We start from the raw sequence: 13,142 nt of genomic DNA, 5'->3' as shown, positions 1-13,142 counted from the left end.
TGCAAGCACCAACAAGTCCAGGAGGACCCAAAAGTGGCGAAGGCGAAGTTCGAGCGGACGAAGCCGCACGTCAACATCGGCACCATCGGTCACGTCGACCACGGCAAGACCACGCTGACGGCGGCTATCACCAAGGTTCTGCACGACAAGTACCCGGACCTGAACCAGAGCTTTGCGTTCGATCAGATCGACAAGGCTCCGGAAGAGAAGGCTCGTGGTATCACGATCAACATCTCCCACGTCGAGTACCAGACCGAGAAGCGCCACTACGCGCACGTCGACGCCCCGGGTCACGCCGACTACATCAAGAACATGATCACCGGTGCGGCGCAGATGGACGGCGCCATCCTGGTCGTGGCCGCCACCGACGGCCCGATGCCGCAGACTCGTGAGCACGTGCTGCTCGCCCGTCAGGTCGGCGTGCCCTACATCCTGGTCGCGCTGAACAAGTCGGACATGGTCGACGACGAGGAGATCCTCGAGCTCGTCGAGATGGAGGTCCGCGAGCTGCTGGCCTCGCAGGAGTTCGACGAGGAGGCTCCGGTCGTCCGCGTTTCCGGCCTGAAGGCGCTGGAGGGCGACGAGAAGTGGGGCGAGTCGATCATGGAGCTGATGAACGCGGTCGACGAGTCGATCCCGGATCCGGTTCGTGAGACCGACAAGCCGTTCCTGATGCCGATCGAGGACGTGTTCACCATCACCGGTCGTGGCACCGTCGTCACCGGCCGTATCGAGCGCGGCGTGATCAACGTGAACGAGGACGTGGAGATCGTCGGCATCCGCCCGACCACCACCAAGACCACGGTCACCGGTGTCGAGATGTTCCGCAAGCTGCTGGACCAGGGCCAGGCGGGCGACAACGTCGGTCTGCTGATCCGTGGTATCAAGCGCGAGGACGTGGAGCGCGGCCAGGTCGTCATCAAGCCGGGCACCACCACCCCGCACACCGAGTTCGAGGGCCAGGCGTACATCCTGTCGAAGGACGAGGGCGGCCGCCACACCCCGTTCTTCAACAACTACCGTCCGCAGTTCTACTTCCGTACGACTGACGTGACGGGCGTTGTGACCCTGCCCGAGGGCACCGAGATGGTCATGCCCGGTGACAACACCGAGATGAGCGTCAAGCTGATCCAGCCGGTCGCCATGGACGAGGGCCTGCGCTTCGCGATCCGTGAGGGTGGCCGCACCGTCGGCGCCGGTCGCGTCACGAAGATCATCAAGTAGGACCTGCGCTCAGCAGAGCTACGCGTGAAGGGCCGTTCCCCTCGGGGAGCGGCCCTTTTCGCGTGTATGAGGTGCTCCCCGTTCGATTCGGTTGATCGGATTGACTGAAAAGCAGAAATTCTGCGCCATGGATGTGGAATTTCGGGTCGCCTGACGGCCGTGCGACATTCCATTCGGAGAAGGACGAGGCAAGCGACCCTGTGGTGGCCCGGCCCCGTGTCGGTGACCATTCGATCTACAGGACGCCGTAATTCTGCTGTTCGTCGATGAGTTCGGTCACCGGGCCAGAGCCGTGAATCGCTTCGGGCGAGGCGCCTTGGGTTGACACGCCGGTTGGGTGTGAACCTCCGCCCGCACTTGTTCCGGTCTTGTCGGATGCTCGATCGGGACTATCAGGACGACCGGCTTCGCGTGTTCAGTTATGGTGACGATGTGCCCCGACTGGACGTCTGCCAGATAGCGGTCCAGGTTGTCCTGTAGTTCGCGTACTTCGACGTCCATGGGCAATCCCCTTGTATGGCAATACTGTTGAGTTCTGTTGCGGCCGCATCAAGGTTCGGTGCTGGTGGCTCACGCCGAGTCGGAGGCGGCCAGGAGAGCCTGGGCGAATTGGCGCATCTGGTCGGCGCCGCCGAACCAGGCGGAGACCAGGTCTACCGCTGCGGTGCGGGTGCGGCGGGCGGCGCGGATGAACTCCTCGAGGGAGACGTCGCCTGCTTCGGCTTTGTCGGCGATGTTCTCCAGGGTGTGGCTGGCCAGGAGTAGGTGCATGATCAGGTGGACGTCGATGTTCTTGGTGGCGTCGTCCTGGGGTGAGCTTCGACGTGGTTCTGCGGTGCGGGTGCGGCGGAGTGGGGTGGCATCGGGACTCGTTGTGCTGCTTTGGTTTCGATCGTCCGGCGCGGTGGTGGACGCGGCCTCCGCGGCGGCGCGTTCGGCGGCCTTACGGCTCATTCTGCTGCGGGGTGGGGCGGTGGTCGGCGGGGTCGGCGAGTCGACCACGTCGGTGGAATCAGGGGCGGTGAGTCCGGAGGTGGTGCGGGCGCGGGGCGCACGTTCGGCGGATGTGCCGGTAGACGTGGAGTTCGGTATCGGACCGGTTGCTGTGGAATTCTGTTCCGGCCCGGCCGCGGGCGCGGAGCGCTCGGGAAGGGGGGCCGGAGCCGCGGCGAGGGCCGGACCGCCGGTGCGGGTGCCGAATTCGGTGGAATCCGGCGGGGCATCGGTTGCTGTGGCGGTATCGCGTTCGGCGGTGGCCAGGAGGGAATTATTGGTGAAGTGGCCGGATTCGGTCGAGGTGTATGCCGAACCGTTCGTCAGATTGCCCGATCCGCCGGAGTTGCGGCGGGCAGGTGGCGGTGAATCGAATTGTGAGTCCAGCAAATTCACGATGGGCTGACTGTACGCGTAGTCGGACTCGTCGGAATCGGTGAATCGGTGCGGTAGTCCCGGAGTTCGTCGAGGTAGGCCCGGAGATTCCCCGGCCGGTTCGGCATCGGTGCGAAAGGCCGGATCGGGCACTGGTTTCGATGGCTCGGGTGCGGGCGGTGCGCTGAATTCTGTTGTCGCGGGCGGAGTATTCGATGCTGTGCGTGCCGACTCGGTATGAGGCATTCGCGGCGGTGGATTCGCGCTGCGCGGTTCGGGCACGGCAGGTGCGCCGAACGCGGAGAATTCCGAACCGTTGGACCCCGACGGGAATTGGGCGCTCGTGCCGGGAGAATTCTCGGGTTGCCGCCCCGCGGCCACCGAATCGGCTATCGCCGTGCCGAAATCGGGTCGGATGGCAACCGAATCGGGTGCGGACATCAGCGATTCCGCTCGGCCGTACGCCCGTTCGCCGATATTGCTCTGTGATTCCGGTGCGACCGAAGGTGTTGCGCCGCTCGACCATTCCGGGGCGGGATCGGCCGGAGTCCATCCCACGGCGACCTCCGGACGGCCCAGGCTGCCGCGGCCCGGATCGAATCCGGTGAGCCCGTTCGTCGATCCCGCCGCCTGTTCGTTGCGCGGATGGGTGAGGCGATAACCCTCCGGGCGCGAACGATTGGGCTCTCCGAAACTGGCGAAATCGGGGTCGGTCATATTGCCATTCTTACCTCCACATCCGTGGTATGCGAGCCTGCGGGTCATCGGATTATCCACAGGCGCACTCGATTCGCGTGGTAGCTGGGAAGATACGAACGGTGTGAATTCATCGGAGCCGGGGCGCCGGAACCCACCGCCCGTGGCGGGTGAGGCAGGCGGCGGCCTCGGTGGCGGTGGTGATCCGGCGGGGCACCTCCTCGGCATCGTCGAGTTCGCTCGAGGTGCATCGGACCGGGATCCAGCCGAGGGCGCGCAGCCGGTCGTCACGCAGTTCGGCGGCGAGTGCGGCACGTTCGGCGGCCTCGCTTTCGCGTCCGGGCTCCGGCCTCGGATCGAAGTCGACCGCGACGCCGAGCTCGGGGAACAGACAGTCGACGCGGGCGACGAAACTGTTGTCGGGGCTGAGTATTCGGGCCTTCACCTCGGGTGCGGGCAGGTCGGCCGCGGCCACCGCTACTCGCAGACGGGATTCGCCGACGCTGGAGCTGCGGCCGTCGAGGAAGGTCAGGACGTGCGCGGCTTGTTTGTAGCCCGGGCGGGCTCGCGCCCGGTGCAGCTGTTCGCGCAGCTGCGCCGCCGTCGTCGCGCCGCGGTGCAGGGCCGCGTCACCGGCCGCGACCGCCTGTTCGAACCCCTCGGTTCGGGCGATGTCGACGATCGTGCGGGCCGCGGTCGTGTAGCGGATTCCCTCCACCGTGACGATCTCGTCCGGCGAAAGCTGCCCGGCGTGCACCACCAGCAGGCGGCCGATCCGCGCGCCGTTGCGGCGAGTGCGGGTGAGATGGGCGCGATCCAGCCGGATCCGCCAGGTCGGCAGGTCGTGCCCGATCAACGCCGAAACGTGGCTCATCACCGCGACATCCGCGGTTGCCGCGATGGTCGCCCGGATCAGTGCTCGATGCCGGTCCACCGCGCTGAGCGTCTCGGCCGGTGCACTGAGATAGTGCCCGGTCCGGACGCGATGCCACAGGCCGTGCCGGCACAGTCTGCGCAGATCGGAATCCGACAGCCCGGTGGCGAGGGCGTCGCGGCGAGAGATCGGTTGCGGGGTTGCCATACGTCGATCATCAGTGCGCCGAAGCCCTTTCGGGCGCGCCTCGGGACGAATGTGGACAACTCGGGGGTTGTGGATAATTCACCGTCTCGCGGTCCGTTTCGCCACGCCGGAGGATGCGGCGGCGAATGCCCCAGCGCTCAGCCCAGATGCGTCATACCCGCGGCGACGACCTGCGAGATGTTCAGGATCTCGTCGGCGGTCGGCAGGCTCAGGCCGTCCAGGGCGTGCAGCCGGTCGGTGGTGGCGATGGCCAGCATCGCCGAGACCCACGCGCCCGCGCAGGCGCGCAACGTGCCGGGCCGGACCGGGCCGGGCGCGCTCGCCTGTAGCACTCGCGCGGTGATGTCCTGCAACTGATCGCGCATGCGCCGCAACTGTTTACGGACGTCGGGGTGGGTGTCGGCCTCGCGCCACATGATGACACGCAGCACCGAGGAATGGTGATCGCGCAGATTCAACGCGGCATCCAGGGCGATCAGGCTCTTGGCCGGATCACCGGGGGAGACGACGGCGTCGATGTCGTCGAGCGGGTTGGCCGGAATCCGCTCGGCCATCAGCGCCGACAAAATCGAATCCTTGGTCGGGAAGTAATAGAAGACCAACCCCTTGGGCACACCTGCCGTCGTGGCGATCGCCGCGGTCGCGGTGGCATCGAATCCGTGAGTCGCGAAAAGACTTTCGGCGGCATCGAGAATGAGCTGGCGGGCGTCGCCATCGACCTTCTTGCTCCGGCGGCGCCCGGCTCGATGGGGTTTGGTCATGTGCATCAGTGAGCAGTATGCATCCGTGCTGTTACTTGTGGAAGGGCTGCGACGGCGACCACGACGGTCAGTACGCCCACGATCCAGGACGTCCAGGACGCGCCGTTGAAGGAGCTGTAGTCCATGACCCACGGGGCGATGAACAGCAGGACGCCCAGCACGCCCATGGCGTAGTCCGTACCGGACATCGCCGGACGCGCCATCTGTGCCAGACCGGTCAGGGCGATGAGCACGCCGAGCACGATCAACGTCCACAGGGCCCGGTCGTTGTGATCGACCCATATCGGCGACAGCGCAGTGTAGACACCGAGCACGACTGCTACGAAGTCCTGCGCACGGGATTCGGTGAACATGTTTTGCCTCCTCGAGGGCGGTGATGTGTGTTCAATTCCCGGTATAACTCTGATTGACCGCCCGATCAATATCTGGTCAGGCACGATTGGGTGGCAATATCCGGTGCGGTCGGGACGTGTCGGTGATCACAGTCCAGAAATTAGAACACGTTCTAGAATAAGTTGGGTATCGTGCACCTTTCGATACCTGAAATCTGCCATGTCCGCGACACGCCCGGGGTGATCCGATGACCGGCCGGCCGATCGTGATCGTCGGTGCCGGCCTGTCCGGACTGCGCGCCGCGGAGGAACTGCGGCGCGCCGGATATGAGGGCGGGCTGGTTCTGGTCGGTGACGAGGTACATCTGCCGTACGACCGGCCGCCGCTGTCCAAGCAGTTCGTGCGCGGGGAGACCGACGACACCACGCTGCGCCCGGCGGAGTTCTTCGCGGAGAACGATATCGAGGTGCGCCTCGGCGTCGCGGCCACCGGCGTGGACATCGTCGCTCGGCGGCTGCTGCTGGCCGACGGGAACGCCTTGGACTACGACCGTCTGATCATCGCGACGGGCCTGCGTCCCAAGCGGATTCCGGGTCTGCCCGACGCGTCGGGGGTGCACGTGCTGCGCAGTCACGACGATGCCGCCGGTCTGCGCGACGGGCTGGCCGGCGCGTCTCGCGCGCTGGTCGTCGGCGCGGGTTTCATCGGTTGTGAGTTGGCGGCCAGTTTCCGTTCCCGCGGCGTCGAGGTCGTCCTGGTGGAACCACAGCCGACGCCGCTGGCCGCCGCACTGGGCGAGCAGGTCGGTGCACTGGTCGGGCGGCTGCATCGAGCACAGGGCGTCGACCTGCGCTGCGGCGTCGGTTTGGAATCGCTCGTCGTCGAGGATGACGCGGTGCGCGGTGCGCGGCTGTCGGACGGTTCGGCCGTCGAGGCCGATCTGGTGGTGATCGGCGTCGGCTCCGCCCCGGCGACCGACTGGCTCGCCGAATCCGGTATCCCGCTGGCCGATCGGTCCGCCGGCGGCGGCGTCCTGGCCGACGAGTCGGGCCGCACCTCGGTCGAGCACGTCTGGGCGCTCGGCGATGTCGCGGCCTGGCGCAAGGGCGGGGTGCATCGTCGGGTGGAGCATTGGACCAGCGCGGGTGAACAGGCTCAGGTGCTGGCCGCCGCGCTGCTGGGCGCCGAGGGGCCCGCGGCCGGGGTGCCGTATGTATGGAGCGATCAATACGAGGTGAAGATCCAGGTCCTGGGTTCGACCAGCGGGGCGGACGAGATCCGCATCGTCGAGGACGACGGGCGCAAGTTCCTCGCCCACTACCTCACCGACGGCGTGCTCACGGGGGTGGTCGGCGCGGGCAAGGCGGGCAAGGTGATGAAGATGCGGGCCGAACTTGCCGCCAACACCCGTCCCGGCGAGCGGGTCGGTTGACGTACCGGCTCGTCCTGCCGCAGGGCAGGGTGCGGCGCAGACAGCACGCCGGTCACTAATACAGTGGCGGGTGTGATTGTCGCGCTGATCGATTCGGGCCTCGGACTGTTGACCACCGGAGCGTGGTTGCGTCGGCTGCGGCCTGATCTCGACCTGCTGCTGCAGCTCGATCCCGAGGGTGCGCCGTGGGGTCCCAAGCCCGAATCCTGGCTGGTGGACCGGGTGCTGAACGCGACCCGTCGGTCGATCGAGCTGGGCGCGGAGGTCATCGTGCTGCCCTGCAACACCGCCAGCGTGTCGGCCCTGGAACAGGTGCGCGCCGAGGTTGGTCCAGGTGTCCCCGTGATCGGCACGGTACCGGCGATCAAACCCGCGGCCGCGGTCTGCGCCACGGTGGCGGTGTGGGCGACCGCCGCGACGACCGCGAGCCGCTATCAGTCCGATCTGATCACCCGTTTCGGCGGCGCGGCCGAGGTGACCGGCGTGGCCTGCCACGGGCTCGCCGACTCGATCGACCGGGGCGATCCGACCGGCATCGGGGAGGCCATCGCCGCGGCCGCCGCACTGACACCGCCGGGCACCGAGGGCATCGTCCTGGGCTGCACCCACTACCCGCTGGTCATGGACGCCATCCTGGCCGCGCTGCCGCCGGGTGTGCGGTTGTTCGACAGTGCTGAGGCCGTCGCGGTGCAGACCCTCCGTCGCATGGACGCGCTCGGCCGCCCTGCCGCGGGCTCCGGAACGGTCACCGTCTTCAACAGCGGCCGCCCCGGCGAACTGCCTACCAGCGCATCGGCTTTCGAAGCCGGACGGGTCCTGGGCGCACCCGCCGAAGTCATCACTGCCTGACCGAAGAGCGCGGACCCCAGTCGACTCCTCGCCGCCGAGTGAACGACGAGCCACGAAGCGAGCCGAAAACAGCCGTAGCGGAGCGGAGGCCGAATTACAGCAGCGGAGGCCAAATTTCAGAACTGGATTTTCAGGTGGTCGGTCACCGGGTGCGCCTGGCAGCCCAGGATGTATCCGGCCTCGATGTCCTCCGGGTCGAGGATCTCGGAGTTGTCCATCTCCACCTTGCCCTCGAGGACGGTGCAGGCGCAGGAGCCGCATTCGCCCTCCTGGCAGGAGTACGGCACGTCCAGGCCCTTGCTCAGCATGATGTCGACCAGGGTCTTGCTGCGCGGCCACTGGAGGTTGTGCACCTCGCCGTCGAGTTCCACGTCGACCGTGGCGGCCGCGGCGGCCTCCTCCTCGCTGACCTCTTCGGCTTCGACATCCGCGAACGGGTCTCCGGCGAGGGAATTGAAGACCTCGGCGTGGGTGCGGTTGCGTGGGACGCCCAATTGGGCGAGGGCATCGTGCACACCCTCCATGAACGGCTTGGGTCCGCACATGAACGCCCGGTGCTCGGCGAAGGGCCGGGCCAGCGCGGCCAGCTTCTCCACGCTCGGCAGGCCCTGCAGGGTTTCGAGCCAGTGCACGATCACCAGCCGCTGTGGATATTTATCCGCCAGTTCGCGCAGTTCCTCGGCGAAGATGACCGATTCGGCGTCCCGGTTCGCGTAGATCAGCGTGATCCGGCCGCTCCCGCCGACCAGCGCCGATTTGAGGATCGACATGATCGGCGTGATACCGCTGCCCGCGCCGAACAGCAGCAGATCCTCGTCCAGATCCTTGGGTGTGAAGACGCCCGAGGGCGGAAGTACCTCGATGGTGTCCCCGGCCCGGACGTTGTCGCACACCCAGTTCGAGGCGTATCCGTCGGCCGTGCGCTTGACGGTGACCTTCGGCGCGTCGTCGGTGTGCGGTGAGCTGGCCAGCGAGTAGCAGCGCGCTACTGAGCCGGTCAGCTCGCTGGGGATGCGCAGGGTGAGGAACTGACCGGGCTGATACTCGAACCGCTCGCGCAGCTCCGCGGGCACCTCGAAGACCAGCGAACAGGCATCGGCCGTCTCGGTGACGACCTCGGATACCCGCAGCATCACCGATCGCGAGCTGTGCGGTACGTCGGGATCGTGTCGAGGGTCGGCGGTGGTCATAACGTCCTCTCGGGCCGGGCGTTCACGCGAAAACATCAAACTAGAACGTGTTCTAATTTCATGATACGCAGCCCTCCTGCCGCCGGACAAGCTGGGCTTCCAGACCGGAGATCAGTACGTCCATACCGAAGTCGTAGGAGTATCGGCCGCGCAGGTCGCCCATATGTTTGACCGCGCGGGCCATTGCATCGGGCAACGTCGCATCGGCCAGGGCGGCGCGGTCCCGTGGATTGACCCGGCTGCGCCCGAACAGATACGTATGGATCGTCGCATAGGCCGACAGCACGGCGCGATCGTCGAATCCGGCGTCGGATAGGATTTCCATCACAGCGCCGATCAGATCCAGCTGTTTGCCGAGCATCTGTTCGATGAGTACGTCGCCGAGCCCCGGATGCTTGCGCAATTTCTCATCGATCTGATCGACCAGTTCGCGCAGGCGCTGCTGCCACGGACCCGATTCCCGGGTGGGTTTACGCACCCCGGTCAGTGCGGCGGTGGCCACCAGATCGAGTAGTTCGCTTTTGTCGGCGACGTAGTAGTAGGGGGCCATCGGAGAGACGCCGAGTTCGCGGGACAACCGCCGCATCGACAACTTCTCCACGCCATCCTGACGCACCACGCGCAGCGCGGCCTCCACGATCTCCGATTCCGACAGTGTCTGATTGGTGGCGCCCCCGGCATTACGGCCCCCACTGGTCTGCATCCGTCCGACTCCCATAACACCTCGAGACTGTGCCGGTGGTCCGCTCATGCTGTGTCCTTTTTCGGCATGAGCTCTGGGCCCTCCGTGGTTACGCAAGCTGCCTTCTCCGGGCCCTGATCGCTCATGCTGTGTCCTTTTTCGGCATGAGCTCTGGGCCCTCCGTGGTTACGCAAGCTGCCTCCTTCGGGCCCTGATCGCTCATGCCGTGTCCTTTCGGAATGAGCGGGGCGCGCGTGGTTACTCCGCTGCCGCCTCCGGCCACGACCGCTCATTCGGCGGCATACTCGTCCTGTAGCTGTTCACCGTGCTTTCTCCCCGAAGTCTAGAGCGCGTGGCGCGGCTGAGGTTCGGTTGTGTGTCACTCGTCGGCCGCGCACATTCGTGCGGGCGTCCGATTGCAATAGCCAGTTGTGAACTGTCCGATGCGGCAATGCGATCCGCCTCGTCGTCGAGTTCATTTGCGGTGTGATAGCCATTGATCGCGATCCGGTGTGTGATCGCGGGGCGGCGGGCATCGCGGTCGCTGCCGGGCTATTCGCGCCGAATGCGATCTGTTTTTCCGACACCTTGCACCGGAACGGCAGACAGCGCATAACATTTCCGGAATGCGCCATCAGCGACTGCCCAACGGGTTCGGGGTGCGGATCGATCCCAGGGTGCGCGCGTATTCCGGTGGCAGGTTCCTCGTCGGCGTTTCGCCGACGAGGTTGCTGCGACTTGCGCCGGATGCCGCCGCCCTGATCGGCGACGGCTACCTCGAGGTGACCGATCCGAAGTCCGCCGTGGTTGCCAGGCGGCTGCTCGATGCCGGGGTCGGCAATCCGCGACCGCGCCTGCTGCCGCGGCCGGAGGAGGTGACCGTCGTGGTGCCGCTGCACAACGACACCGACGGTCTGAGACGTTTGCTGCGCACCCTTCGCGGGCACAGCGTGGTGATTGTGGACGACGGTTCGGACCGGCCCGTGGACATCCCACGCACCGGCGGCCGATGCCGGGTGACCGTGCTGCGGCACGACCGCCGACAGGGGCCGGCGGCTGCACGTAATTCCGGATTGCGTGCGGCCACAACCGAATTCGTCGCATTCCTGGATTCGAACGTGGTGCCCCGGGCCGGGTGGCTCGAGGTGATGCTCGGACATTTCAGCGATCCCGAGGTGGCATTGGTCGCACCACGCATCGTCGCGCGCGAACCGGCCGCCACGGTGCTGGGCCGATATGAGCAGACCCGTTCGTCGCTGGATCGCGGTCGGCGCGAGGCCGAGGTGAGTTCGCGCGGTGCGGTGTCCTATGTGCCGGGTGCGGCGCTGCTGGTGCGGCGGCGCGCGGTGCTGGCCGAGGGCGGATTCGACGAGGAGATGTTCTCCGCGGTCGAGATCGATCTGTGCCGCCGGTTGGAGCAGGGCGGGTGGCGGCTGCGCTACGAACCGGCCGCGCAGGTCGCCTGCGATCATCCGGTGTCGTTCGGAAAGTGGTTCGGGCGCAAGGTATCCCACGGCGCCGGGGTTGCTCCGCTGGCACGTCGGCATCCCGGGACCGCGGCTCCGCGATCGGTGCCGCTGTGGGCGGTGGTGGCGACGGTTCTGCTGGGTATCGCCTCCAGAATCAGTGTTCTGGGTGCGGTGCTCACCCTCGCCGCCGCACTCGTGCGCCTACGCCGGGTCTTCGCCGACCTCGACCATCCGACCCGGGTGGCCGCGATCGCCCTGGCACGCGGCTATTCCGGGGGCGTGTGGCGCATCGTCTCGGTGATGTGCCGCGACTATTGGCCGGTCACCGCGGTGGCCATGGTGTTCTCCGCCCGGCTGCGCCGATTCGCGCTCACCATGGCGGCCGCCGATGGCCTCGCGGACTGGTTCACCCACCGCGACTCCGGCGGACTGGACCCAGTGCGCTACCTGGTCTGCAAACGCCTCGACGACCTCGCCTACGGCACCGGCCTGTGGATAGGCTGGTGCAGAGCCTGATCGCCGGCCGAGAACGGCTCGCTTCGTGCGGGTCGGTGAGAGTACACGGTCAGTGCCGCCGGGACGTGGCGCCGGGACGTGGCGCCGCTCACTGTGCGTGGTCGAGTAGACCGAGGTCGCGAAGGCTTTCGGCGGTTTGCACGATCGTGGTCTCGGCGGGGCGCGGTGACCAGTCGAGTTCGGTTTTCGCGCGGTCGTTGTGGATGATCAGCCGGGGCGGTTCGGCGCCGGGGACTTCCTCGGTCGGTACGCGGGCGGCGAGGGGGCCGAGATGGTCGCGCAGGATTCGGGCCATGTCCAGGAAGCTGATCGTCGGGCCGTCGGCCAGGGCCAGATAGCGTTTGCCCGCGGCTTCGGGGGCGGCCATCGCGCGGATGTGCAGATCGGCGATATCACGCACGTCCGCAACGCCGAAACGCTGACGCGGCGCGGCTGTCATCGTGCCGTCGAGCATCGACTTGGTCAATCCCAGTGACGAACGCACCTGCGCGATCAGGGTGGGGCCGAGAATGAACGTGGGGTTGACCGTGACCAGTTCGGTATCGCCGCCCTCGCGTCGGATGAAGTCCCACGCGGCGCGCTCGGCGATCGCCTTGGACCGCGGGTAGGGGGCGAGACCGGGCGTGTCGGGATCGGTCCAGTCCTGCTCGGTGTACTCCGCACCGGGTTTGGGCGAATAGCCGACCGCCGCGAACGACGAGGTCAGCACGACCCTTCGCGCGCCGGAGTCGCGTGCGGCCCGCAGTACGCGCAGTGCGCCGTCGCGTGCGGGAACGATCACCTCGTCCGGATCCTGCGAGTGGATCATCGGGGAGGCGGTGTGATGGATTTCCTCGCATCCCGCGGTCGCCTCGGCCCAGCCGTCGTCCGCGGTCAACCCGGCGGCGACGATCTCGAGGTCGCCGTCGTCCGCGCCGCCTCGCCGAACCGACGCACGCACCAGTGCGTCGCTCTCGAGTGAACGCACCGTCGTGCGGACCGGGCGGCCCTCGCGCAGGAGTGCGGCTATCAACTGGGTACCCAGATAGCCGGTCCCGCCGGTCACCAGAACTCGGCTCATTGCAGCACCATCGCTTCCAGTCGGGGGTACATGCCCTGCACCCGTTCGTTCGCCTCGGCTTCGGCGGCGGCGTCACCGTGATCGCGGGCATCCCACAGCGCGGCCTTGGCGCGTAGATAGTCCAGGTGGACGTGCAGCGTCGCGATCTCGGCCTCGATTCGCTCGGCGTGACGCAGCAGCAGATCACGCTGTTCACCGGCCGCGGCGTGGCCCCGGGCGCGGTTCGCCTGATATGTGCGCATCTCCGCGATGCCCAGGCCCACGGCCCGCAGACAGGCCAGAATCTGCAAATTGTCGAGGTCTCCCTCGTGGTATCGGCGATGCCCGCTGCTGGGATCGCGTTCGACCGGGCCGATCAGCCCGACCTGTTCGTAGTAGCGCAGTGTCGGTTCGCTCAGCCCGCTGCGCCGGGCGGCGTCCTGGATGGTGAATGCCATATATGCAGAAAAACAGACTTCAAGCGCTTGAAGTCAAGGAGTAG

Annotated in this window: 13 protein-coding genes; 4 read left to right on the top strand and 9 right to left on the bottom strand. The window is 66.9% G+C overall.

Annotated elements, in window-relative coordinates; genetic code table 11:
• The first annotated feature begins 33 nt into the window (after positions 1-33).
• The gene (gene tuf, locus NV1_RS06500) at positions 34-1,224 is read left to right on the top strand and encodes an elongation factor Tu (protein WP_067886435.1); all 1,191 of its coding nucleotides are present in this window, start codon (positions 34-36) and stop codon (positions 1,222-1,224) included.
• Positions 1,225-1,500: 276 nt separating this feature from the next.
• Here the strand turns inward: tuf and NV1_RS41935 are convergent, their stop codons facing one another.
• The 5 genes from NV1_RS41935 to NV1_RS06480 all read right to left on the bottom strand — a co-directional run bounded on the left by NV1_RS41935 (position 1,501) and on the right by NV1_RS06480 (position 5,483).
• Positions 1,501-1,725 carry a type II toxin-antitoxin system Phd/YefM family antitoxin gene (locus NV1_RS41935; RefSeq protein ID WP_084525134.1) on the bottom strand — a complete coding sequence of 75 codons (225 nt, stop codon included), beginning with the start codon at positions 1,723-1,725 and terminating at the stop codon, positions 1,501-1,503.
• A 69-nt stretch (positions 1,726-1,794) separates the two neighbouring features.
• Positions 1,795-3,309, bottom strand: a complete 1,515-nt coding sequence (locus NV1_RS06495) for a hypothetical protein (RefSeq protein WP_067886433.1) — start codon at positions 3,307-3,309, stop codon at positions 1,795-1,797.
• A 109-nt stretch (positions 3,310-3,418) separates the two neighbouring features.
• Positions 3,419-4,369 carry a type IV toxin-antitoxin system AbiEi family antitoxin domain-containing protein gene (locus NV1_RS06490; protein WP_067886431.1) on the bottom strand — a complete coding sequence of 317 codons (951 nt, stop codon included), beginning with the start codon at positions 4,367-4,369 and terminating at the stop codon, positions 3,419-3,421.
• 137 nt (positions 4,370-4,506) lie between these two features.
• Entirely contained in the window at positions 4,507-5,130 is a 624-nt protein-coding gene (locus NV1_RS06485) for a TetR/AcrR family transcriptional regulator (protein WP_067886769.1), read from the bottom strand.
• 5 nt (positions 5,131-5,135) lie between these two features.
• Entirely contained in the window at positions 5,136-5,483 is a 348-nt protein-coding gene (locus NV1_RS06480; protein WP_067886429.1) for an SPW repeat domain-containing protein, read from the bottom strand.
• Between the two features lie 227 nt (positions 5,484-5,710).
• On the opposite strand from NV1_RS06480, the gene NV1_RS06475 reads away from it, so the two are divergent.
• Positions 5,711-6,895, top strand: coding sequence for an NAD(P)/FAD-dependent oxidoreductase (locus NV1_RS06475; RefSeq protein ID WP_067886427.1), 1,185 nt, complete (start codon positions 5,711-5,713; stop codon positions 6,893-6,895).
• A gap of 72 nt (positions 6,896-6,967) precedes the next feature.
• Positions 6,968-7,744, top strand: coding sequence for a glutamate racemase (locus NV1_RS06470; protein ID WP_067886766.1), 777 nt, complete (start codon positions 6,968-6,970; stop codon positions 7,742-7,744).
• 116 nt (positions 7,745-7,860) lie between these two features.
• Here NV1_RS06470 and NV1_RS06465 read toward each other — a convergent pair whose 3' ends face one another.
• Together NV1_RS06465 and mftR2 are read right to left on the bottom strand one after the other, a co-directional pair.
• Positions 7,861-8,934, bottom strand: a complete 1,074-nt coding sequence (locus NV1_RS06465) for a ferredoxin--NADP reductase (protein ID WP_067886426.1) — start codon at positions 8,932-8,934, stop codon at positions 7,861-7,863.
• Positions 8,935-8,992: 58 nt separating this feature from the next.
• Entirely contained in the window at positions 8,993-9,637 is a 645-nt protein-coding gene (gene mftR2 / locus NV1_RS06460) for a mycofactocin system transcriptional regulator MftR2 (protein ID WP_084525133.1), read from the bottom strand.
• Positions 9,638-10,242: 605 nt separating this feature from the next.
• Between mftR2 and mftF the strand changes: the two genes are divergently transcribed.
• Positions 10,243-11,601 (top strand): mycofactocin biosynthesis glycosyltransferase MftF, encoded by a 1,359-nt coding sequence (gene mftF, locus NV1_RS06455; RefSeq protein ID WP_067886423.1) that lies wholly within the window; start codon positions 10,243-10,245, stop codon positions 11,599-11,601.
• An 88-nt stretch (positions 11,602-11,689) separates the two neighbouring features.
• Here mftF and NV1_RS06450 read toward each other — a convergent pair whose 3' ends face one another.
• Positions 11,690-12,661, bottom strand: coding sequence for an NAD-dependent epimerase/dehydratase family protein (locus NV1_RS06450; protein WP_067886421.1), 972 nt, complete (start codon positions 12,659-12,661; stop codon positions 11,690-11,692).
• Entirely contained in the window at positions 12,658-13,098 is a 441-nt protein-coding gene (locus NV1_RS06445) for a MerR family transcriptional regulator (RefSeq protein WP_067886419.1), read from the bottom strand. Before NV1_RS06445 ends, NV1_RS06450 begins: the two co-directional genes overlap by 4 nt.
• Positions 13,099-13,142: the final 44 nt, after the last annotated feature.

Source organism: Nocardia vaccinii NBRC 15922 (genome assembly GCF_001613305.1).
In the GTDB taxonomy this organism is placed as follows: Bacteria; Actinomycetota; Actinomycetes; order Mycobacteriales; family Mycobacteriaceae; genus Nocardia; species Nocardia vaccinii.
This window is presented reverse-complemented; position numbering and strand designations above follow the sequence as displayed.

Excerpts from the sequence above, each read along its gene's own strand:
- NV1_RS41935 (WP_084525134.1), bottom strand. The coding sequence starts at position 1,725 with ATGGACGTCGAAGTACGCGAACTACAGGACAACCTGGACCGCTATCTG.
- NV1_RS06495 (WP_067886433.1), bottom strand. The coding sequence starts at position 3,309 with ATGACCGACCCCGATTTCGCCAGTTTCGGAGAGCCCAATCGTTCGCGC.
- NV1_RS06490 (WP_067886431.1), bottom strand. The coding sequence starts at position 4,369 with ATGGCAACCCCGCAACCGATCTCTCGCCGCGACGCCCTCGCCACCGGG.
- NV1_RS06485 (WP_067886769.1), bottom strand. The coding sequence starts at position 5,130 with ATGACCAAACCCCATCGAGCCGGGCGCCGCCGGAGCAAGAAGGTCGAT.
- NV1_RS06480 (WP_067886429.1), bottom strand. The coding sequence starts at position 5,483 with ATGTTCACCGAATCCCGTGCGCAGGACTTCGTAGCAGTCGTGCTCGGT.
- NV1_RS06475 (WP_067886427.1), top strand. The coding sequence starts at position 5,711 with ATGACCGGCCGGCCGATCGTGATCGTCGGTGCCGGCCTGTCCGGACTG.
- NV1_RS06465 (WP_067886426.1), bottom strand. The coding sequence starts at position 8,934 with ATGACCACCGCCGACCCTCGACACGATCCCGACGTACCGCACAGCTCG.
- mftR2 (WP_084525133.1), bottom strand. The coding sequence starts at position 9,637 with ATGCAGACCAGTGGGGGCCGTAATGCCGGGGGCGCCACCAATCAGACA.
- mftF (WP_067886423.1), top strand. The coding sequence starts at position 10,243 with ATGCGCCATCAGCGACTGCCCAACGGGTTCGGGGTGCGGATCGATCCC.
- NV1_RS06450 (WP_067886421.1), bottom strand. The coding sequence starts at position 12,661 with ATGAGCCGAGTTCTGGTGACCGGCGGGACCGGCTATCTGGGTACCCAG.
- NV1_RS06445 (WP_067886419.1), bottom strand. The coding sequence starts at position 13,098 with ATGGCATTCACCATCCAGGACGCCGCCCGGCGCAGCGGGCTGAGCGAA.